Annotated in this window: 24 protein-coding genes; 22 read left to right on the top strand and 2 right to left on the bottom strand. The window is 48.3% G+C overall.

Annotation, left to right across the window (positions count from 1 at the left end):
• The first annotated feature begins 6 nt into the window (after window positions 1-6).
• From OZ401_RS06495 to OZ401_RS06470, 6 genes are all read left to right on the top strand, one after another.
• On the top strand, window positions 7-522 hold the full coding sequence (locus OZ401_RS06495; protein ID WP_341467412.1) for a hypothetical protein: 516 nt from the start codon (window positions 7-9) through the stop codon (window positions 520-522).
• A gap of 74 nt (window positions 523-596) precedes the next feature.
• A complete protein-coding gene (gene hisD, locus OZ401_RS06490) occupies window positions 597-1,904 on the top strand; it encodes a histidinol dehydrogenase (protein WP_341467411.1) in 1,308 nt (435 codons plus the stop codon).
• Entirely contained in the window at window positions 1,904-2,677 is a 774-nt protein-coding gene (locus OZ401_RS06485; RefSeq protein ID WP_341467410.1) for a class I SAM-dependent methyltransferase, read from the top strand. Before hisD ends, OZ401_RS06485 begins: the two co-directional genes overlap by 1 nt.
• Window positions 2,678-2,729: 52 nt before the next feature.
• Window positions 2,730-3,845 (top strand): histidinol-phosphate transaminase, encoded by a 1,116-nt coding sequence (hisC, locus tag OZ401_RS06480; protein WP_341467409.1) that lies wholly within the window; start codon window positions 2,730-2,732, stop codon window positions 3,843-3,845.
• Window positions 3,846-3,904: 59 nt separating this feature from the next.
• Window positions 3,905-4,351, top strand: a complete 447-nt coding sequence (locus tag OZ401_RS06475) for a PaaI family thioesterase (protein ID WP_341467408.1) — start codon at window positions 3,905-3,907, stop codon at window positions 4,349-4,351.
• A gap of 34 nt (window positions 4,352-4,385) precedes the next feature.
• A complete protein-coding gene (locus OZ401_RS06470; RefSeq protein WP_341467407.1) occupies window positions 4,386-5,096 on the top strand; it encodes a pentapeptide repeat-containing protein in 711 nt (236 codons plus the stop codon).
• A gap of 60 nt (window positions 5,097-5,156) precedes the next feature.
• On the opposite strand, the gene OZ401_RS06465 is transcribed toward OZ401_RS06470, so the two are convergent.
• Window positions 5,157-5,585, bottom strand: a complete 429-nt coding sequence (locus OZ401_RS06465) for a response regulator (protein ID WP_341467406.1) — start codon at window positions 5,583-5,585, stop codon at window positions 5,157-5,159.
• Window positions 5,586-5,728: 143 nt separating this feature from the next.
• On the opposite strand from OZ401_RS06465, the gene hisB reads away from it, so the two are divergent.
• From hisB to OZ401_RS06395, 14 genes are all read left to right on the top strand, one after another.
• Entirely contained in the window at window positions 5,729-6,331 is a 603-nt protein-coding gene (hisB, locus tag OZ401_RS06460; RefSeq protein ID WP_341467405.1) for an imidazoleglycerol-phosphate dehydratase HisB, read from the top strand.
• A gap of 60 nt (window positions 6,332-6,391) precedes the next feature.
• Window positions 6,392-7,564, top strand: coding sequence for a hypothetical protein (locus tag OZ401_RS06455; protein ID WP_341467404.1), 1,173 nt, complete (start codon window positions 6,392-6,394; stop codon window positions 7,562-7,564).
• A 48-nt stretch (window positions 7,565-7,612) separates the two neighbouring features.
• On the top strand, window positions 7,613-8,026 hold the full coding sequence (locus tag OZ401_RS06450; protein WP_341467403.1) for a RidA family protein: 414 nt from the start codon (window positions 7,613-7,615) through the stop codon (window positions 8,024-8,026).
• Between the two features lie 103 nt (window positions 8,027-8,129).
• Window positions 8,130-8,777, top strand: coding sequence for an imidazole glycerol phosphate synthase subunit HisH (gene hisH / locus OZ401_RS06445; RefSeq protein WP_341467402.1), 648 nt, complete (start codon window positions 8,130-8,132; stop codon window positions 8,775-8,777).
• Window positions 8,771-9,472, top strand: coding sequence for a 1-(5-phosphoribosyl)-5-[(5-phosphoribosylamino)methylideneamino]imidazole-4-carboxamide isomerase (gene hisA, locus OZ401_RS06440; protein ID WP_341467401.1), 702 nt, complete (start codon window positions 8,771-8,773; stop codon window positions 9,470-9,472). The genes hisH and hisA overlap by 7 nt, the downstream gene beginning before the upstream one ends.
• Window positions 9,473-9,489: 17 nt before the next feature.
• Window positions 9,490-10,248 carry an imidazole glycerol phosphate synthase subunit HisF gene (hisF, locus tag OZ401_RS06435; protein ID WP_341467400.1) on the top strand — a complete coding sequence of 253 codons (759 nt, stop codon included), beginning with the start codon at window positions 9,490-9,492 and terminating at the stop codon, window positions 10,246-10,248.
• A 68-nt stretch (window positions 10,249-10,316) separates the two neighbouring features.
• A complete protein-coding gene (locus OZ401_RS06430; protein WP_341467399.1) occupies window positions 10,317-10,703 on the top strand; it encodes a hypothetical protein in 387 nt (128 codons plus the stop codon).
• On the top strand, window positions 10,700-11,086 hold the full coding sequence (gene hisI, locus OZ401_RS06425; protein ID WP_341467398.1) for a phosphoribosyl-AMP cyclohydrolase: 387 nt from the start codon (window positions 10,700-10,702) through the stop codon (window positions 11,084-11,086). Before OZ401_RS06430 ends, hisI begins: the two co-directional genes overlap by 4 nt.
• Window positions 11,083-11,712 (top strand): class I SAM-dependent methyltransferase, encoded by a 630-nt coding sequence (locus OZ401_RS06420; protein WP_341467397.1) that lies wholly within the window; start codon window positions 11,083-11,085, stop codon window positions 11,710-11,712. The genes hisI and OZ401_RS06420 overlap by 4 nt, the downstream gene beginning before the upstream one ends.
• Before the next feature lie 66 nt (window positions 11,713-11,778).
• Complete coding sequence (locus tag OZ401_RS06415; RefSeq protein ID WP_341467396.1) at window positions 11,779-12,306, top strand: hypothetical protein; 528 nt, start codon at window positions 11,779-11,781, stop codon at window positions 12,304-12,306.
• Window positions 12,198-12,809, top strand: coding sequence for a DUF2721 domain-containing protein (locus OZ401_RS06410; protein WP_341467395.1), 612 nt, complete (start codon window positions 12,198-12,200; stop codon window positions 12,807-12,809). Before OZ401_RS06415 ends, OZ401_RS06410 begins: the two co-directional genes overlap by 109 nt.
• A 100-nt stretch (window positions 12,810-12,909) precedes the next feature.
• Window positions 12,910-13,710: a hypothetical protein gene (locus OZ401_RS06405; protein WP_341467394.1), complete on the top strand. Its 801-nt coding sequence runs from the start codon at window positions 12,910-12,912 to the stop codon at window positions 13,708-13,710.
• A gap of 21 nt (window positions 13,711-13,731) precedes the next feature.
• Window positions 13,732-14,763 (top strand): phospholipase D-like domain-containing protein, encoded by a 1,032-nt coding sequence (locus OZ401_RS06400; RefSeq protein WP_341467393.1) that lies wholly within the window; start codon window positions 13,732-13,734, stop codon window positions 14,761-14,763.
• Between the two features lie 24 nt (window positions 14,764-14,787).
• A complete protein-coding gene (locus OZ401_RS06395; protein ID WP_341467392.1) occupies window positions 14,788-15,132 on the top strand; it encodes a hypothetical protein in 345 nt (114 codons plus the stop codon).
• Between the two features lie 25 nt (window positions 15,133-15,157).
• Here OZ401_RS06395 and OZ401_RS06390 read toward each other — a convergent pair whose 3' ends face one another.
• Entirely contained in the window at window positions 15,158-16,471 is a 1,314-nt protein-coding gene (locus OZ401_RS06390) for a replication-associated recombination protein A (protein ID WP_341469856.1), read from the bottom strand.
• Window positions 16,472-16,757: 286 nt separating this feature from the next.
• Between OZ401_RS06390 and OZ401_RS06385 the strand changes: the two genes are divergently transcribed.
• Together OZ401_RS06385 and OZ401_RS06380 are read left to right on the top strand one after the other, a co-directional pair.
• Window positions 16,758-18,998, top strand: a complete 2,241-nt coding sequence (locus OZ401_RS06385) for a GAF domain-containing hybrid sensor histidine kinase/response regulator (RefSeq protein ID WP_341467391.1) — start codon at window positions 16,758-16,760, stop codon at window positions 18,996-18,998.
• Between the two features lie 165 nt (window positions 18,999-19,163).
• A complete protein-coding gene (locus tag OZ401_RS06380) occupies window positions 19,164-19,403 on the top strand; it encodes a DUF951 domain-containing protein (protein ID WP_341467390.1) in 240 nt (79 codons plus the stop codon).
• The last annotated feature ends 4 nt before the right edge of the window (window positions 19,404-19,407 follow it).

The following is a 19,407-nucleotide window of genomic DNA, read 5'->3' as shown; positions in this document are numbered from 1 at the left end:
GTAAAAATGCATCTTTTCTGGGGTACAATTCTACTGATACTGGGTGCGCTCACCTCGTTGGCGGGTGGCACTACCGCACTGGTAGTGTTTGCGTCGTTGTGGGCACTGGTAACTTTTGTAGAAATTATGGGAGCAATGGATCACCATCGCCGAGGGGGTTTGTTTGTATTGCCTTTGTCTGGTATTCCGGGAATATTCGGCACTATTTTTGGCGGTACAGCAGGACTGGTGGTTTATTTCGCGATACTAACTATGTACCTGCTCGCCCTGATATTTTTCTGGCGACGCACTCCCAAAGCCCCGAAAGCGGTAGCGGCAAAGGGTGGTAGCCAGAAAGCCCCAAAACCTCCGGCGGGTGGCTCGAAAGAAGCCCCGAAACGTCCGGCGGGTGACAGCAAAGCAGTTTCCAAGCCTTCCGCTGATGAGTTCAAAGAAGCGATGAAACGTGCCGGTGGCGCTGGTGAAAGCAAGGGAGGCAGCCCTGAAAAGGGAAAAGAGCATCGAAAACAAATGATTGAATAAATTGAATCTGCCACCACGTAGCGAATGTAACGGGGCGCAGCGCAATGCGCCCTATTTAGTTAAAGGAGTGAGCCATGCAACCTGTCAGGTTGAGCGAAGTTGATCCCGAAACCCTGAAGCGCATCAAGCAACGCGCCGCCGGTGAGTTCGGAAAAGTGAGTGAGCAAGCGCGCGCCATTATGCAGGAAGTGCGGGAGCGAGGCGATGCCGCGTTGCGAGATTTCACCGCCCGTTTCGACGGGGTTCAGCTTGAGAGTCTTGAAGTATCCAGAGAAGAAATAGAACAAGGCTTGCGCGAAGCCTCTCCAGAACTGGTTGAGGCTTTCAAATTCGCCATTGACAATATTCGCAAATTCCACCGCACCCATGTGACAGCGGAGGAAGAGCATGTCGAAACGGTGCCGGGCGTAGAAGTGTGGCGGGTGTGGCGTTCCATCGAAAGGGTAGGGCTATATGTGCCGGGTGGTAGAGCGCCATTGCCATCTTCGCTGCTCATGACCGCCATACCAGCCGAAATAGCCGGATGCGATGAAATCATCGTGTGTACACCCCCTAACAAGGAAGGCAAGATACACTATTCGATTCTGGCGGCAGTTGCGGTATTGAATCTGCCAAACCTGCGCTTGTTCAAAGTGGGTGGGGCGCATGCAATCGCGGCAATGGCTTACGGCACGGAAAGCATCCCCAAAACTTATAAAATCTTCGGGGCGGGCAACCCCTATGTCACCGCCGCTAAAGTGCTGGCGTTCAGCGAAGGTATGGTGAGTATCGACATGCCAGCCGGTCCAAGCGAAGTGCTGATTATCGCCGATGCTAGCGCCAACCCTGCCTATGTTGCTGCCGATTTTCTCTCACAGGCAGAACACGCAGATGATAGTTCGGCGGTGTTGCTCACCACTTCACCCAAATTGGCAATAGCGGTTGCCGCCGAGGTGCGCCGCCAGTTGCCATTGCTTAGCACTGCCGACCGGGCTTCTAATTCTTTGGAACAGTATGGCATGATTGGTATTGTAGAGACAATTGAGCAAGCAATCGAGTTCGCCAACGACTACGCGCCCGAACATCTCGAAGTTTGCACCGAAAATGTGGACGAAGTGTTACCAAAGTTGCGCAATGCAGGAACGATTTTTGTAGGCAATTTCACGCCCGAACCGAGTGGCGATTACGTGAGTGGCTTAAATCATGTGCTGCCCACCGGCGCAAATACCAAAATGTTTGGTCCACTCTCGGTAGAGAGCTTTGGCAAGAAAATGCAAATGCAGCGCATGACCGCCGAAGGGCTGGCGAATCTACGTAAAGCGGCAGAAGTGATGGCAGCAGCAGAAGGCTTGCCCGCGCATGGTCGCGCCATCAACATTCGCTTTGAGGACGAACAGCATTAATGGATGTTGTTGAGTACAATCGCAAGGCATGGGATAAACAGGTCGAAACGGGTAACCCGTGGACAGTACCAGTAAGCCCAGAAATAATTGCGGCAGCGCGCCGAGGTGAGTGGTCGGTGGTACTGACAGCAGGAAAGGCTGTACCCCGAAACTGGTTTCCCGAAAAGCTGGAAGGAGTCGAAGTACTATGCCTTGCGGCAGGTGGGGGACAACAAGCGCCGATTTTAGCGGCGGCGGGCGCAAAAGTGACCGTATTCGACAACTCACCTGCCCAACTGGCACGCGATCGTGAGGTAGCCGAACGTGAGGGGTTGGAAATCGTTACGGTGCAGGGCGATATGGCTGACCTCTCCGCTTTCACGGACGGAAGTTTCGAGCTGGTTTTCCATCCGGTTTCGAACGTATTCGTGCCGGATGTACGCCCGGTTTGGAAAGAAGCTTATCGAGTGTTGCGCAAAGGTGGGGTGTTACTATCCGGCTTTATGAATCCGGTGTTATTTACTTTCGACTATACGCTCTACAAGCAGGGGATTTTTCAGGTTAGACACGCGCTACCTTATTCGGATTTGCACAACCTGAGCGCAGAAGAGCGCAAGCAGCAATTACCCGAAGATGCGCCACTGGAATTTAGCCACACCTACGAATCGTTAATTGGCGGACAACTCGAAGTGGGTTTCCTGCTGTCAGCCTTCTATGAGGATATTCAACCGGGCGAACGCATCGGCGAATATATACCGAATTATTTCGCTACCCGTGCCGTAAAACAATCGTAATGTAGTAAAAGTGGTTCGTGTACCGCCAAAAATTAAACAGGAAAAGATACCAATGACTACCGAAAAGCGCCTCGATTTGGAAGCGATGATGCGCCCCGACCTGCTAGAACTAGAAGAATATACTCCGGTTGAGCCACTCGACCGTCTGAGCGTGCGATTGGGTATTCCCATCGAGCAACTCGTGAAACTAGACGCGAACGAGAATCCCTATGGGGCATCACCCGCCGCGCTGGAAGCCCTCAAAAACCAGCAATATTATCATATCTACCCCGACCCAAGCGCACTAAACTTGCGCGAAGAACTGGGAAAATATACAGGTGTAAGCAAAGAGCGCATTTTTGTGGGTAGCGGTTCGGACGAGTTGCTGGAATTGTTGATTCGGCTATTCATCTCACCCGGCGACAATATTCTGGATTTTGCCCCTACCTTTGGGATGTATTCTTTTCTGGGCGAGCTATATCGCGCCCAAATCCGTAGCGTACCACGCCATATTAAGGATTACAGCATTGATGTAGAAGCAGCGTTGGCAGCTGTGGACGAACACACCAAGCTCATTTTCATCTGCACCCCCAATAACCCCACCGGTAATAGCGCCCCGGAAAGTGTGGTGCGAGCATTGCTAGATACAGGCAAAATCGTGGTGGTGGACGAGGCATACCACGATTTCGCCGGGCATAGCTTTATCAAACTGACTGACGAATACGAAAACCTAATTGTGTTGCGCACCTTTAGCAAGTTGAGCGGGCTTGCAGGCTTGCGGGTGGGTTACGGCATCGTACCTGAAATAATTGCGCGTCAATTGTGGAAAATCAAACAGCCTTATAATGTGACGGTGGCAGGGCAAGAAGCGGCACGCGCCAGTTTGCGCGAAGGCAACTGGATTGCCGAGCATGTTGAAAAAATCGTAGCAGAGCGCGAACGGCTCTACGGTCTATTGCAGGAATTCAGCGACTATTTTGAAGCTTTACCTAGTAGCTCAAACTTTATTTTCTGTCGCTTGAAACAGGGCAGCGCGAAGCTAATCAAAAGTGAACTGGAAAAGCGGGGAGTGCTGGTACGCCACTATAATAAGCCGTTGTTGGAAAATGCTTTCAGGGTAAGCGTTGGTCGTCCGGAGCAAACCGACATTTTCATTGAGCATCTGAAGCAAATTATATATACTCAATAACCGGAACGGGCAACGTAACTGCCTATGCTTTTAGTCGCCTCCGGAAAGGGAAGATTCAGATGCAAAACGCGGTTGACTTTGAAAAAATGCAGGAGATGCTGTCGGAAGCATCCTTCACCAACCTGTATGGATTCAAACTACACAAACTGGGTGAGGGCGAGTGTACAATATTAGTGCCGTTCCATTCCGGTCTTGAAAGACCGGGCGGCTACGTGGCAGGTCCTGTCTATATGGCGGTAGCAGATGTGGCAATGTGGATCGCAATCGCTACCAGCACAGGCTATGACGAAGCCCGTATGACTCTGACCCTTGAAATGAAAACCAACTTCCTGACCGGGGCTAAGCATGAAGATATTTACTGCACCGCCAAAGTTCTGAAGGCAGGTAGGCGCGCGATTTACGGCGTAGCAGAGTGTGTATCGGCAAGCGGCACTCTTCTCACACACCACACCCTCACCTACATGCGACCCAGTAAAGCAGAGATAAAAGCAAGTAGCGCAGAGTAAACACCTTTATAGCAATTTAAAAGGGGTAACTAATATGAGCAATCAATTCGGCAAGGCAAACAGGATTCCGATAGTTGAAGAAGCTGAAGAATTTGAAGTGTTAACAGTTGAGGATGCCGGAGAGTATGAAGAGCTAAAGGTCGGAAATAGGGATGAAGTGGTAGAGGATATTCCAGTTGCCAACTCCGCACGCAAGAGATTTGATCGCAATAGCGTAATCAAGGCGTTGCGGGGTATCAACTTCAACTTCGGGCTATTTTGGCGCGGCAATTTCTCGCGAGTTGATTTGAGCGGCGCAGACCTGAGCGGACTTGATTTGCACGCTGTCAGCTTCCGGCAAGCTGATTTGAGCAACGCCAACTTGAGCGGATGCAAATTGATGGGTTCAAATTTCATTGGGGCTAACTTGTGCGGCGCAATCTTTGATGACTCGGATTTGCACGGTTGCGATTTGCATAGCGCAAAGGCAATCGGGGCAAGCTTCAAATCTGCTTCGTTGGTAGGAGTTTACGCAGCCGGCGTTGACTTTACCGAAGCTGTTTTTACCGGCGCGGATATACATGGCTCGCGCTTCTTTAACGCCAAATTGGTAAATGCCAATCTCGATCGGGTTAAAGCACGGGGGGTGGATTTCTTCGGCTCAGATGTCACGGGCGCATCTTTCGAGCATGCCCAAATGCACAGCGTTAATTTTACCAGAGCCAAAGGCGCGAAAGATATAAATCTGAAGAGAACATACTACTAATTGGAAAAAGACAGGAGGGGAACCACCGGAATTGTACTCCGGCGGTTCCTATTTTTTTATTTATACAGCCTTTAATTGTTTATTTGCGGATTGTAACAGCAAATCTTCAGCATGTGCTAACCCAGCGCGGATAACACGCTGGAAATCGGCGGTGGCAAAAGGCTTTTCTAGGAAGAAATTATAGCCGCGCACTTCCCCGATTAATTCTACACTGCTACAAACCACGATAAATACATAAGGATTTAAATGTCGCATTCTTTCAATTAAACGGCAACCATCAAGACCGGGGTGAATTAAATCGGTGAAAACAAGTTGGGGTTGCTTCTCTCGAAAGAGTTTCAAAGCTTCGTCCCCGTCGCTGGTGTCGTAAATTTGAACAGGTTGCCCTGCCAGTTTTTGCATTAAGGTGTGCATCACAGCGCGAGAGCTAGTATCGTTTTCAATCAATAAAATTGTGGTAGTATAGAGTTGCTTCGACGGTTTTGACATTTCGGTACCTTTTTCTGTTATGACTTGTCTGTAACTTTTACTATAACCCTGTAGAGCAATTTATCTGCTCCTTAATGTAAATTATAACTATGACTCAATTATAAATAAAAGAGGTTCAAGACCTTTGTAAGGAGAATGTAACATTGGAACCGAGGATAGAGGCGGGACGCTGCGGACGGATACAGCGCGATACACTGGAAACCAGCATTTTGGTAGAATTGAACCTAGACGGTGACGGTAAATGTACTGTTACCACCGGAGTTGGTTTCTTTGACCATATGCTAACGCTGTTCGCCAAGCACGCCAACCTCACTTTAAACATCAAAGCTAAAGGGGATACTTGGATTGATGACCATCATACGGTTGAAGATGTGGGTATTGCGCTAGGACAGGCGCTCAAACAGGCTTTTGGTGATAAGGTAGGTATTCAGCGATACGGACATGCATATGTACCGATGGATGAAACGTTGGTACGTACCGCGCTGGATGTATCCGGTCGCCCCTTTCTGGTGTATGAGATAGAGGGCTTGCCGGATAAAGTGGGGCAGTTCGATTGCCAGCTAATTGAGGAGTTTTGCCGAGCGGTCGCGTTCAATTCCGGTTTAACGTTGCACATTGATAAAATACGCGGCAAAAACGCGCACCATATCCTTGAAGCAGTTTTCAAGAGTTTCGCCCAAGCGCTGCGAGAATCGGCGCGCATTGTCAGCGACTCGCTGCCCAGTACCAAAGGCGTTATCGAGTAGTAAATCCGGGACATTCGAAAATAAATATTTCAAAACTCTTGTGAGAGGATGTCAGGTAAAATGTCTATAGGTATAACTCCTAACCAGCCACCAATAGGTAGTATTCCAAAATCGGCTGTTGCTACTTCGCTCATGGCAACGCCCATTGATGGCAACCAACAAGGCAATAGGCTACCTTCAAATAATTATCAGTTCAACGAAGCGCTTATCAAGTTGTTGTACCAGTACCGGGCGGAAGTTCAGGATATGCGCACTGCGTTAGAGGTGGTTCGCAAAGGAGAAGAATCGCTCGATACACAGGCTACCTATCTGAAATTGACCTATGACAACCTGAATAAAATAACTGCCGACCTAGAACAGCAAGAATTATTAGCAGAAGCGGATCAGGTAGAGAGCATCCGCAAACTTTTAAACTTGTGGGAACAGCTAAAATATAATCCGGTTCTGGCAAAACCAGACGGAAAGCTGGAAGCGCAAGAGCAATTAAAATGCCTGAACCAAATTGAGCGAATTACCCGCTCAGTAGAATTTCTGATAGGATATCAGACCATTCCGACTCGCCTTGCGAAGTGGTTAGGTCGAACCAAAGCCGAATATTATGTGCCGTTTCACCGAGTTTTCGAGGATGAAGTACCTTACGCCGAAGACCGCAATAAATTAATTACCCTCTTTGCATTGCAACCCGATATACTCCCGGATGCGTGGTTTGAAACCGCAAAAGGGTTAGTGTACCGTTGCAGCAAAAAATCCGACAGGTTGGCAAAATGGGGCTTTGTTTTCCCGGTAGTACCCGCAATATCATTAGCCTTTATCTTTATACTGTGCATCGCCGCTCAATTTGTCGCTCTTCCCAACTGGCCTTTCCAACCCGCTAACCTAATAACCTTTTTAACCGGTTGGGGATCGATTGGCGCGGGGGTGCTAGTACATCTTTTGATTTCGGTTTACAAAGAGAGCCAACGCAATGTTGAGTTGCCTTCGGTATTATCTTTCGGTACACTTGGTACTTTGATTGATGTCAAATTCGGTATGATAATGCTCAAGTATCTTATCATATTGGTAGGGCTTTTCGGAATGGCGTTTACGGTGGGAGTCGAGAGCATTTCCCCGGTGACGGCTTTTCTGGTAGGCTACAGTCTTGACAGCTTTATTGAGCTTTTCAGTGTGAGATTGGATCGGCTTTCTACAGAACAGTTGGTCAAACTCAAACAGCAGTTGGGTGAAGATAAATAAAGCGGATTGCAAAATGTGCCGCTTAAATAAATAGAAATGAGATTTACAATGATTGACAAACTACCGCCGGAAGCGCGGTTTATCAACCCATCCGGTCTCTCCAAACCATTAGGATATTCGCATGTGGTAGAGGTTTTAAGCGGTCGTCCGGTATATATTTCAGGGCAAGTTCCGGTAAACTGGAACGGTGAATTAGTGGGGGGTTCAAATTTCGCGCTACAGGCTCATCAGGTTTTTAATAACCTGAGAGTAGCGCTGGAATCGGTAGGCGCAACCTTTAACGAGGTGGTCAAGCTCAATATTTACTTACTGTACATGTCGCACCTAGCGATACTACGCGATATTCGCAATCAGTATATCAATATGGAAAAACCACCCGCCATTACTACAATAGAGATAACGAAGTTGGCTAGTCCGTCTTTTATGATCGAGATTGAGGCAATCGCCCTGTTACCGAATTAATAACAGGACTTTCGCTTGGAACAGAAAGAACCTAGCATAGAGACAAGGGGCTTAAGCCCCTTGCCTGAAGCGAAAAGCATAATTAAATAGAAAATGATCACAGATGAAAATCGCAATAATTGATTACAATTCGGGGAACGTGCGCAGCGTACAACGCGCCTTGCAGCGAGCGGCGCAATTAGCAGGGTTCGAGGACGCGGCGGTTGATATTACAGGCGACGCGAACTACATCCGCGAGGCAGCGGCAGTAGTCTTTCCGGGACAAGGTGCAGCGGGGCAATGCATGGGCAATTTGCTCTCTACGCATCTAGATAATGTGGTAAAAGAGCGGGTTGCCAGCGGTCGCCCTTTTCTGGGAGTGTGCGTCGGCTTTCAGCTAATGTTTACCCATATGGAAGAAAACGATACGGCGGGTTTGAACGTGCTACCGGGCGAGGTGCGGCGTTTTCCTGAATCAAGCGGACTGAAAATTCCGCAAATCGGCTGGAACCGGGTGCAACAAATTCGCCCCTCGCCGCTGTGGGAGAATGTGCCGGACGGTAGCTATTTCTACTTTGTTCACAGCTATTACTGTGACCCAAACGGAGGGGTGGATAGCCCTTACACCATGGCAATCACCGATTATGGGGTAAACTTTTGCAGCGCAGCAGGACAGGACAACTGGTTTGGCGTGCAGTTTCACCCGGAAAAAAGCGGTCCGGTTGGTTTACAACTCTATTCTAACTTTTTGAGGTATGCAGCCCAATGTTAATAATTCCCGCAATAGATTTAAAGGATGGCAAGTGTGTACGCTTGTATCAAGGCGATTATAGTCAAGTAACAGTATTCAACGATGACCCGGTGGAAGTGGCGGTACAGTGGCGCGAACAGGGCGCACAATACCTGCATCTGGTAGATTTGGACGGTGCAAAAGCGGGCAAGCCCGTCAATCTGCCGATAGTGGAGCGCATAATTGCAGCAAGCGGTTTGCCGGTGGAATTGGGTGGCGGTATCCGCGATGAAGCAATCGTGGAAGAAGTGTTAGGCGCAGGCGTTGAGCGGGTGGTGTTGGGTACTGTAGCCCTGCGCAATACCGAACTAGCAGAGCGATTGTGCAGACGATGGGGTGAACGCATCGTGATCGGCATTGACGCGCGCAACGGTCTGGTAGCAGTGGAAGGTTGGACTGAAACTTCAGATGTAGCGGCAACCCTGCTGGCAACTGAAATGGCGCGGCGTGGCGCAGCCCGTTTTATCTATACCGACATCAGCCGCGATGGTACGTTGACCGAACCGAATTATGAGGCATTGCGCGATTTTATGGCAGCGGCGCAAAAGCCGGTTATTGCCAGTGGTGGAGTAGCCAAAGCCGAGCATATAGCGAAACTGCGCGAGACCGGCGCGGAAGGGGTCATCATCGGCAAGGCGCTCTACACCAATGACCTGAAACTGTCTGAAATTTTGTAAAACCAGAGGTATTTATCTTGCTGACCAAACGTATTATTCCCTGCCTCGATGTAAAAGAGGGGCGCGTGGTAAAAGGCACTAACTTTGTGAACTTGCGCGATGCCGGTGACGCGGTAGAACTGGCGGCTTTCTATGACGCAGAAGGCGCGGATGAACTGGTGTTCCTCGACATTACCGCCAGCAGCGACGGGCGCGAGACAGTAGTAGAAATGGTGCGGCATACTGCCTCGCAGGTTTTTATCCCTTTCACCATCGGCGGGGGTATCCGCACCCTTAACGATATGCTGCGAATGCTGGACGCGGGCGCGGATAAGGTTTCAGTCAATACAGCGGCAGTGCAAAATCCGGCGCTTATCGCGGAAGGGGCAAACCACTTCGGCAGCCAATGTATCGTACTGGCAATTGATGCCAAGAAGCGTGAACATGGCGGTTGGGAAGTGTTCCTACATGGCGGACGCACCCCTACCGGACTTGACGCGATAGAATGGGCAAAACGCGGGGTGGAACTAGGCGCAGGCGAAATTCTGCTTACCAGCATGGATGCGGACGGCACTAAAAACGGCTACGACCTTCCGCTCACCCGCGCTATTTCGGAAAGTGTAAGCGTGCCGGTAATTGCCAGCGGTGGGGCAGGCAACCTGCAACACCTGTATGAAGCTGTAGAGCAGGGCAAAGCCGATGCAGTACTAGCGGCAAGTATCTTTCATTACGGTGAATACTCCATACGGCAGGCTAAAGAGTACCTACACGACAAGGGCTTGCCGATGAGATTGTGAAAGAAAGCCCCTTGTAAACCGATAATACGTACCAACTCAAGCACACAATATTGAAAGGCTATCACCGTTTGATTTCACAATTTATAAAAATACTTCCCCGCTTGATGGGCTGGGGCTTCCTGATACTGGGCGGGTTATTGCAGGCATGGCCGCGTCAACTTGGCTCTTTGCTAGGGGTAGATACAAAAAAACGTTCCGGTTTGGTTCTGGTGCGGATACTGGCATTGCGGGAGGTAATTATCGGCAGTTTCATCGTGCGAGCAAAGGATTCGCAAAGATTAAAGCAGGGGATTCTAATCCGCATGCTCGCCGAAATGAGCGATTTTGCTATGCACATGTTCGGCAAGGGCGTTTTTATTCAGCCCACCTCACGCCGGATTGGTTACATGATTCCCCCGGTACTGTTGGTTGAATTCCTGATTCGGGGCAGTATCAAAGAACAAGAGCAAAAATGAGCAAAATAGCGTTGGAAACACTGAGTGCGGAAGGAACAGAAACGGTTAGCCTCGATTTTGGAGGGGACGGGCAGAATCTCATTCCGGCGATTGTGCAAGAAGCGGACAGTGGCGAAGTGCTGCTAGTAGCTTTTATGAACCGCGAGGCTTTCGAGCGCACGTTGCAAACCGGAAAAGCGCATTTCTGGAGTCGCAGCCGCCATACCCTGTGGCTCAAGGGCGAAACCAGCGGACAATTTCTGCTGGTGCAGGAGTTCTTTATCAATTGTGAGGAAAACAGCCTCTTGCTGAAAGTGAATCTGGCGGGCGGAATCGCTTGTCACACCGGACACAAAAGCTGCTATTATCGCCGCGCGGATTGGAAGCCGCCTCAAATAATATGAAACTATCCGCTAAATATCGCGCCCTAGTGGCACATCTTTACGACCGTTCGTTAGAAGGCGCAGAGAATAAATATTTCCAAGAGCAGCGACGCAAAGTGGTAGAGACGGTTAGTGGCACTGTACTGGAGTTGGGCGCAGGCACAGGTGCAAACCTGCCCTACTACCAACCGAAATTGTTGCAGAAGTTGGTACTGACCGAACCGGACGAGTTTATGTTGCAAAAGCTGAGCCAGAAAACCGGGCGCTACCGCCTACCGCTCGAATACTTGCAAGTAGGGGCAGAGAATTTGCCTTTCCCTAACGCTTCGTTTGATTATGTGGTAACTACGCTAGTGCTGTGTAGTGTGGGCGATTTAGCAAAGAGCCTAGCGGAAGTGCGGCGGGTGCTGAAACCGGGCGGAGAGCTGCGTTTCTTTGAGCACGTGCGGGCGGAAGGGCGGATTTCAGTAGGGCTACAAACCATCATCACCCCGCTCTGGAAAGTGTGCGCGGTGGGTTGCCACCTAAACCGAGATACCTATGCCGCTATCGAAAAGGCGGGCTTTCGCACTAATGGTTTTAGTCCCTCGCGCGTGATGCGAGTGACAATATTTCCTTTTATCACCGGGACAGCCATCAGTAGTTAAAACTCTTATCCAACTAATCTGCTGCCTATCTGTGTTAATCCATTTAATAATTATTGGGGATATGTCGTGCTAAATAATCTGGCGGAAATGTGTCGCGCTGCTTGGGGCGTTTACGAATTTTTGAGAGATAACGACTTTTCGGAACAGAGCGGAACGAGCAAACGCATACGTGCCGGAAATTCAGACAAGCAGCATGCGCGTATGCTGGAAGAATTGGAAGAACTCAAAGGGGTAGTTCTAGGAACACATGTGCATGAAGGCTTCCCGCAAGATGTAGTGCTGGAAGGCTACGAGGTATTCTACTGGGCAGTGTGTTACGCAGTATCGAGCGGAATCAGTTATGGCGAAGTAGAACCGGATATTGCCTTGCTAGAAGGCTTTGACGCGCCTACACTTCCGGCAGAGGAGTTAGCCTTGCTGTTCGAGCAGACAGTTTCGAGAGATAGTAGCGGAATCAGGCAGGCATTGGCATTGGTAGGGCGTGCATGCAAATTCGCCAACCTATCCCCCGCCCAACTGCTAGAGCGCGACCTATCCGAAATGCGCGAAAAAAATTACTTGCAACCTTACTGGAACAACTTTATGAAACCATGAACACCCAGACGGTAATAAACACAATCCAACTAATAATTGCCCCGGTGGTAATGGTTACCGCTTGCGCCGTGATTCTGAACGGATTGCTCACCCGATTTGCCACCATCAACGAGCGTTTGCGAAGCATGACCCACGAACGGCTCGAATTGTTGCGTACCCCTGATTCTGATGGATTCGCTATCGAACGCATCGCCGAAATAGACGAGCAAATACCGAGAGTGTTACAGCGCCACAAACTCGGTCATGATGCGGTTTTCGGGGTTTATAGCGCGATGGTAATATTCCTCGGAGATATGTTTGTGATTGCGCTGGCACTTTTCATAAATGAGGGATGGCTGGCTACGTTGGCATTGCTGGTCTTTTTGGGTGGTATCTGCGCGGTGATTTACGGCGTATCCCTTACTTTGCGGGAAATCTTTATTTCTCTTTCTTCAGTTACCTACGAGGTAAAGCGCGTTACCAGCCTAAAACCTTTTAGCCTGAAAACAAAAAAGCCAGAGTAATTCTCAAATTTCCTTATTAATCTTATATTAATATTTCTACATTATGTGCTATACTTACTAAAAGACCTATTAGCGCTTATTAGTATTACAGGAGCGAAATATGGCACATAAAGCACTTGATGACCGAGATATTTTACCTCACCATACAGATTCAGTCCGTGTTGTACCCTTATATATTCCTGAAGAAGTTAACAAACCCATAGAAGAAGCGGGTATCGCTGCTACACCCCCCCATCTTACCTATCGCAACGGACCACTGCTGGCTTCAGTAGAAGTCTTTACCGTTTATTGGGGTGGCTACTGGAAAACTACCGCCGGTAGCGCGATGGCGCAAAACCTCAACGGCTTCTTCGATTATATTTTGAGCAGCCCACTTCTCGACCAATTAGCCGAATATAGCGTAGCGGCGTACAAAATAGGGCATGGCAAACATGTAGGCAGCGCGGTTCTACCCACTGCCGCTACGAAACGCAGCCTAACCGATAGCGCCATACAACATTATTTGCAACTACAGATTACTTCAAATTCAACATTTCCTTCGCCCGACCCTAATACCCTTTATTTCATCTATATGCCACCGGGTGTTAAAGTTATACAGGGCGGCTCAAGTTCGTGTCAGGCGTTTTGCGGATACCACAACGGTATCAATAACCAGATTTTCTACGCTGTAATGCCCTATCCAAATTGTACCGGCTGCACCGGAAGCCTTGCTACTCTTGATGCTCTCACCTCTACCAGTTCGCACGAACTATGCGAAGCAATTACCGATCCAGTACCGGGGCAGGGCTGGTACGACGATACTCACGGTGAGATCGGGGATATTTGCGCCTGGAAAACCAAAAAACTGGGAGATTATACCGTCCAACTTGAGTGGTCAAACAAAGCCAATAGTTGTCTTTAGTAGTAAGGATTTAACATAAATATGTTCAAAAACACCTTGCTGGCAATGTTGCTTGCACCTATATTAAGTATGCCCGGTTTTGGCAGGAATGTTATTCCCTCAAAACAAAGACTTGCCACTTTGGATACCGCCTCCAATACCAAAATAGCCACACACACGTTGTTTACTGAACCCGATGACGGCGAAAAGGTGATTCTCAACGCGCTCGACACTGCACAAAGCAGCATCGACTTGAAAATGTACCTGCTTATATCTCAGGATATAATCAATCATCTGATACAGGCTGCAAAAAGACCGAGTGTGAAAGTGCGAGTTATGCTGGAACAGCATCCTTATGGGGGCGGCACCGGAAACGACTCGGCTTTCAAAGCATTGCAGGCTGCCGGTATTCAGGTAAAGTGGACTAACCCTGTGTTTATCTATTCGCATGAAAAATCGTTTGTGGTAGACGGTAAAGCCGCTTTTATCATGACTCTGAACATGACCAGTTCTGCGTTTAAAAACAACCGCGAATACGGCATCATTACCACTAACCAAAGTGAAGTTAAAGAAGTGCTAGATTGTTTTAACGCGGATTGGAATCGCACCGGTTTTGTTCCACCTGCCAACTCGTCATTGGTATGGAGCAACAGCAACAGTCGTCAAAAGATTCTGGCATTAATAGACAGCGCCAAAAGCTCTATCGCGATGCAGCAGGAAGAAATACAAGACCCAAAAATCCAGCAGCATCTGGTCAACGCAGTGAAGAACAAAGTGCAGGTGCTGGTGCTGGTAGCAGCCCCGCAGGTAAACGGGCAAACCGACAAGAGCTACGCCGGGGAAAAGCAAATCAAGGATGGCGGTGGACAGGTCAGGCTTATCAGCAAGCCATATATGCACGCTAAAATTTATCTGGTGGATAATGCCCAATTATTTATCGGTTCTGAAAATGTTTCAACCGGATCGTTAGATAGCAATCGGGAATTGGGCATTATCCTTACTGATACGAATATCATAAAGAACGTGAGCGCGACATTTGAAAAAGATTGGGCAAGCGGTACCGCTCTTTCCTGAATAAACAATTAAAGGAGTTGAGGAATGGCAGATTTTGACTTAACAACCGCTCGCCCGATACTGATAAAAGAGCTTGAGCACGCCGGTTTTGACATTATTAACGATGAGCAAGAACCAAATATCTTGCAAGCTCGCCGCTCTCACGGAAAAAATATAGCTGTATTTCTAGTAGACGCGGGGGGGTATATGCGCTGCACACGCACCTATGCCAGTAATCCAGAGCAGAAAACAGCACATAAAGGAGATTACACGTTTGAAGTAGTGCGACAAGAGGAGATAAAACTTACCACCAACCATCAGTTAACTACCGCCGATCTTTCAAACTTTCAAAAGCTCATCAAAGAAATGGATGAAGCGTTAGATGGTTAGCCCTTGTAATAGCTGAAAAACCGGACTAAGCTTTGCTGCCTTTGCGCTTCTCTCTTTCCTCTTCACCAATTTTACGCCAGTAAGCGAGGCGATCACCGATGGTAATTTCAAAGCCGTGAGCGGTCGGCTCGTAATAACGGCGACCTTCTAGCGCATCGGGGAGGTTTTGCTGGTACACAAAACCGCTTTCATGATCATGCGCATAGCGATAACCCTCACCGTAGCCTAAATCTTTCATTAGCTGAGTGGGAGCATTGCGTAGGTGTAGTGGCACAGGCTCATTGCGGGAAAGCAGCACATCTGCCTGAACTTGCTTATAAGCCCCGTACAATCGGTTGCTCTTGGGAGCGGTAGCGAGATATACCACGCATTGCGCCAACGCCAATGCCCCTTCGGGCATCCCGATGAAATGTACCGCCTGCTGTGCCGACATTGCCACCACCAACGCTTGCGGGTCAGCCATACCCACATCCTCGCTGGCAGCCCGCACCAACCGCCGCACGATAAAAAGGGGGTCTTCCCCGCTCTCCAACATTCGGGCAAGCCAATAAAGCGCGGCATCTGGGTCACTGCCCCGAATGGTTTTGTGCAGCGCCGAAATCAAATCATAATGCTGCTCGCCACCCTTGTCATACAGCAGAGCGCGCCGTTGAACCGCGCTTTCCAGCAAAGGTAGGTCGATTAAAATCTGATCGGTTTCATTCTTCATAACAATAGAAACTGCCAGTTCAAGAATATTCAACGCCGAACGCGCATCCCCGTTGGCATAATTGGCAATGTTTTCTTCCACTTCGGGAGTCAGTTTAATATTCAGTTTGCCCAACCCACGTTCGGGATCGGCTATAGCCCGATGCAATACCAGTTTGATTTCCTCATCAGTCAAGGCATACATCGTAAAGACGCGGGCGCGAGAAAGCAAAGCGGCGTTCACTTCAAAAGAGGGGTTTTCGGTGGTCGCACCGATCAGGGTAATGGTACCGTTTTCTACCACCGGCAGAATCGCGTCCTGCTGTGCCTTGTTAAAGCGGTGAATCTCGTCAATAAAAAGGATAGTTTTCTGCTTGTAGGCTTTGCGACGTTGGCGCGCTTCCTCAACTACCTTGCGGAGATCGGCAACCCCCGCGCTGGTGGCACTTACGCGGGTAAAATGGGCGTGGGTGCGGCGGGCGATAATCTCCGCCAGCGTGGTTTTGCCTACACCGGGAGGACCCCACAGGATGATTGAACCAAAGCGGTCGTTTTCCACGGCGCGGCGCAGCGCGGCATCCGGCTCGGTCAGGTGTTTTTGACCTACAAACTGGTCAAAATCCATCGGGCGCATCTGGGCTGCCAAGGGCATAGCCGCATCCTGCGGCAAGTCATTTTTATGTTCGGGTGTCTCCTCGCCGAAGAAAGAAGCCTGGGTCATAAATCCACCTTTCAAATCGCTAATCATTGCCCGTATGGTAACACTTCAACACAAGTGCGGCAAGGTTGTAAAAACCGCCGTTCTAATTTTAATTGTATTTTTTAAACATTTTCATACAAGGTGAATTTTTATTCGTTTCCAACCATTGAATAAAAGTGTAAAATATAAAGGTGTAATAATTTATATATATCTGAATTGTTCCAAAACGGAGTTATATATGCCGGATGAACTTAGTCAACTTGAAAGCCTCGAAACTGAAACGCTATCCCGGCGTATTAGAGAGTTAGAGAACCAATTAGAAAAACAGAAACTGCAAACGCTTGAGGCGACTTCCAGAATCTCTGAATTGGAACACGCAGAACAACGTGTCTTAAACTTAACCAACCTATATAGCGCCTTAAGCTACACCAACCATGCTATTGTAAGAATAAAAGACCGCAACCAATTATTCCATGAAATCTGCCGAGTTGCCGTGGATTACGGCGGGCTGAGAATGGCATGGATTGGAATTCCTGACCCGGTTACTAACCTCTTCATCAATGTAGCCTGTTACGGAGAGGGGCAAGATTACCTTAAAGGTGTCAAAATATCAACTAGCGCTGATGTACCGGAAGGAAGGGGACCTTCTGGCACTGCCTTTCGGGAGAACCGACGCTATGTGTGTAACGACTTCTTTGCCGACCCCGTTACTTTGCCGTGGCGAGATTCCGCCAAATATTATGGGTTTGCTTCCTCTGCCGCTTTTCCATTGCTGGAACAAGGGTGCGTAGTCGGGCTGATAACCCTTTATTCGAGCAAACCACACTATTTTGACCCTGACATAATTAATTTAATTGAAGAAATGGCACAAGATATTTCTTTTGCGCTAGATAATTTCCTAATGAAAAAACAACGCGCTGCCGTTTTGGAACGACTTTTCAATAGCGAGGAACGCTTTCGGGCTATTTTCGAACAAGCGGCAGTCGGTATCACTCTGCTGAGTCTGGACGGACAGTATCTGCAAGCAAACCCGCAAATATGTAAAATACTTGGCTATACTGAAGAAGAATTTCTCCAGCTTACCACTTACGACATTACTCACCCTGACGATGACAAAATCAATCGTGAAATGTTAAGAAAACTGCAAATCGGCGAGTTTCAGCAAAATTATCTTGAGAAACGGTACATCAAAAAAGACGGTTCGATAATCTGGGTGAGCCTGAATCCGGCACTGGTGCGAGATTCGGCAGGAAATCCCGCGTACTTTATCGGAGTAACGGTGGATATTACAAGCCGCAAGCAAGCGGAAGAAGCGCTGCATCAAGTGGAAGAGCAATTTCGGCAAGCGCAAAAAATGGAAGCTATAGGTCGTTTAGCCGGTGGAGTAGCGCACGATTTTAACAACCTGCTGACCGCTATAATTGGTCATACTGATTTGGCGCTGGAGGAACTAAATCCCGGCAACTCCATCAGGTCTGAAGTAGAAGGGATTCGCAAAGTAGCAGAATCCGCCACCAGTCTGACTCGGCAATTGCTGACTCTAAGCCGTCATAAGGTTATTGAACCTCGACCACTAGATTTGAACAAGGTGGTAGCGGAAATCGAAAAAATGCTTCTCCGCTTGATTGGAGAGAATATTAAACTCAGCACTAAACTTGAAAGTAACCTTGAAGCGGTATTAGCCGACCCAAACCAGATTGAACAGGTGATTATGAATCTGGTAGTAAATTCTCGCGATGCTATGCCAAACGGTGGAAGCTTGAGTCTCGAAACCGCTCAGTTGGAATTGGATGAAAAATATTGCCAGACACATCCTGAAGTTATCCCCGGTTCTTATATTATGCTGGCAGTTAGCGATACGGGACAAGGTATTAGTGAGGAAATAAAATCAAAAATTTTTGAACCTTTCTTTACTACCAAAGACAAAGGGCAAGGTACAGGACTGGGTTTATCTACAGTCTATGGTATTGTCAAACAGACTGGAGGTCATATTGCACTGGAAACCAGCCTTGGGTATGGCACTACTTTTAGAATATACCTGCCAGTCTCAAACGAGAAAATCGGTGTTTTAACCCAAGATAAAAGCGTTACATTGACCCATACAAAAGGAGTTGAAACAATATTACTGGCAGAAGATGATAATACCATTCGAAAATTGACTGGTCGGATTTTGTGTAAAAAGGGTTATAATGTGTTGGAGGCCTCAAATCCGCAAGAAGCATTAATATTAGCAAAGGACTACAATGCCCCGATTCACCTGTTAATAACCGACATGTTAATGCCGGAAATGAACGGGTGGGAATTCAGCCAACTTTTGCTAAAAGACAGACCGAATATTAAGGTGCTTTATACTTCCGGTTACACACAAACCACTATCTTTAAAGAACAAACGCCCGTCATCGAAATTAACTTCCTCGAAAAACCGTATAATATCCAAAGTTTGAGCGAAAAGGTAAGGCAAATTCTGGATAATAAATAAACCTCCTCCAGTTCGCCACTGGCTGTTGAAGTTATCGCTTACTACGTATCTATGCTATAATGCGCCAGATATAATAATATAACCCTAGAGTGGGGTTTTCTTGCTATTAGGGACGAGTAGCATTTTAAGGGATCATCTTTCTAAATATTTTAGCGGTTTATAGCAATGCCAGAACAACCGGACTCGGTTTCTCCCCAACCTCCCAAGTCAAACCCTGCCCGCGAGGTAGAAGTAGGGCATGAGGTACGCTTACGCAAACCTCACCCATGCGGTAGTTACGACTGGAGGGTGGTACGAGTAGGTGCAGATATCGGTATGCGTTGTCTCGGCTGTGATCGTAGGGTGTTATTACCCCGCAGTGAATTTGAGCGGCGTTTCAAGGCATTTATTAACCGTCAGCCCTGATACT

Origin of the sequence: Candidatus Chlorohelix allophototropha (genome assembly GCF_030389965.1) — a bacterium.
Taxonomy (GTDB): domain Bacteria; phylum Chloroflexota; class Chloroflexia; order Chloroheliales; family Chloroheliaceae; genus Chlorohelix; species Chlorohelix allophototropha.
Note: the sequence above shows the minus strand (reverse complement) of the source record. Positions and strands in the feature narration are given on the sequence as shown.

Excerpts from the sequence above, each read along its gene's own strand:
- OZ401_RS06495 (WP_341467412.1), top strand. The coding sequence starts at position 7 with ATGCATCTTTTCTGGGGTACAATTCTACTGATACTGGGTGCGCTCACC.
- hisD (WP_341467411.1), top strand. The coding sequence starts at position 597 with ATGCAACCTGTCAGGTTGAGCGAAGTTGATCCCGAAACCCTGAAGCGC.
- OZ401_RS06485 (WP_341467410.1), top strand. The coding sequence starts at position 1,904 with ATGGATGTTGTTGAGTACAATCGCAAGGCATGGGATAAACAGGTCGAA.
- hisC (WP_341467409.1), top strand. The coding sequence starts at position 2,730 with ATGACTACCGAAAAGCGCCTCGATTTGGAAGCGATGATGCGCCCCGAC.
- OZ401_RS06475 (WP_341467408.1), top strand. The coding sequence starts at position 3,905 with ATGCAAAACGCGGTTGACTTTGAAAAAATGCAGGAGATGCTGTCGGAA.
- OZ401_RS06470 (WP_341467407.1), top strand. The coding sequence starts at position 4,386 with ATGAGCAATCAATTCGGCAAGGCAAACAGGATTCCGATAGTTGAAGAA.
- OZ401_RS06465 (WP_341467406.1), bottom strand. The coding sequence starts at position 5,585 with ATGTCAAAACCGTCGAAGCAACTCTATACTACCACAATTTTATTGATT.
- OZ401_RS06455 (WP_341467404.1), top strand. The coding sequence starts at position 6,392 with ATGTCTATAGGTATAACTCCTAACCAGCCACCAATAGGTAGTATTCCA.
- OZ401_RS06450 (WP_341467403.1), top strand. The coding sequence starts at position 7,613 with ATGATTGACAAACTACCGCCGGAAGCGCGGTTTATCAACCCATCCGGT.
- hisH (WP_341467402.1), top strand. The coding sequence starts at position 8,130 with ATGAAAATCGCAATAATTGATTACAATTCGGGGAACGTGCGCAGCGTA.
- hisA (WP_341467401.1), top strand. The coding sequence starts at position 8,771 with ATGTTAATAATTCCCGCAATAGATTTAAAGGATGGCAAGTGTGTACGC.
- hisI (WP_341467398.1), top strand. The coding sequence starts at position 10,700 with ATGAGCAAAATAGCGTTGGAAACACTGAGTGCGGAAGGAACAGAAACG.
- OZ401_RS06420 (WP_341467397.1), top strand. The coding sequence starts at position 11,083 with ATGAAACTATCCGCTAAATATCGCGCCCTAGTGGCACATCTTTACGAC.
- OZ401_RS06410 (WP_341467395.1), top strand. The coding sequence starts at position 12,198 with ATGCAAATTCGCCAACCTATCCCCCGCCCAACTGCTAGAGCGCGACCT.
- OZ401_RS06405 (WP_341467394.1), top strand. The coding sequence starts at position 12,910 with ATGGCACATAAAGCACTTGATGACCGAGATATTTTACCTCACCATACA.
- OZ401_RS06400 (WP_341467393.1), top strand. The coding sequence starts at position 13,732 with ATGTTCAAAAACACCTTGCTGGCAATGTTGCTTGCACCTATATTAAGT.
- OZ401_RS06395 (WP_341467392.1), top strand. The coding sequence starts at position 14,788 with ATGGCAGATTTTGACTTAACAACCGCTCGCCCGATACTGATAAAAGAG.
- OZ401_RS06390 (WP_341469856.1), bottom strand. The coding sequence starts at position 16,471 with ATGCCCTTGGCAGCCCAGATGCGCCCGATGGATTTTGACCAGTTTGTA.
- OZ401_RS06385 (WP_341467391.1), top strand. The coding sequence starts at position 16,758 with ATGCCGGATGAACTTAGTCAACTTGAAAGCCTCGAAACTGAAACGCTA.
- OZ401_RS06380 (WP_341467390.1), top strand. The coding sequence starts at position 19,164 with ATGCCAGAACAACCGGACTCGGTTTCTCCCCAACCTCCCAAGTCAAAC.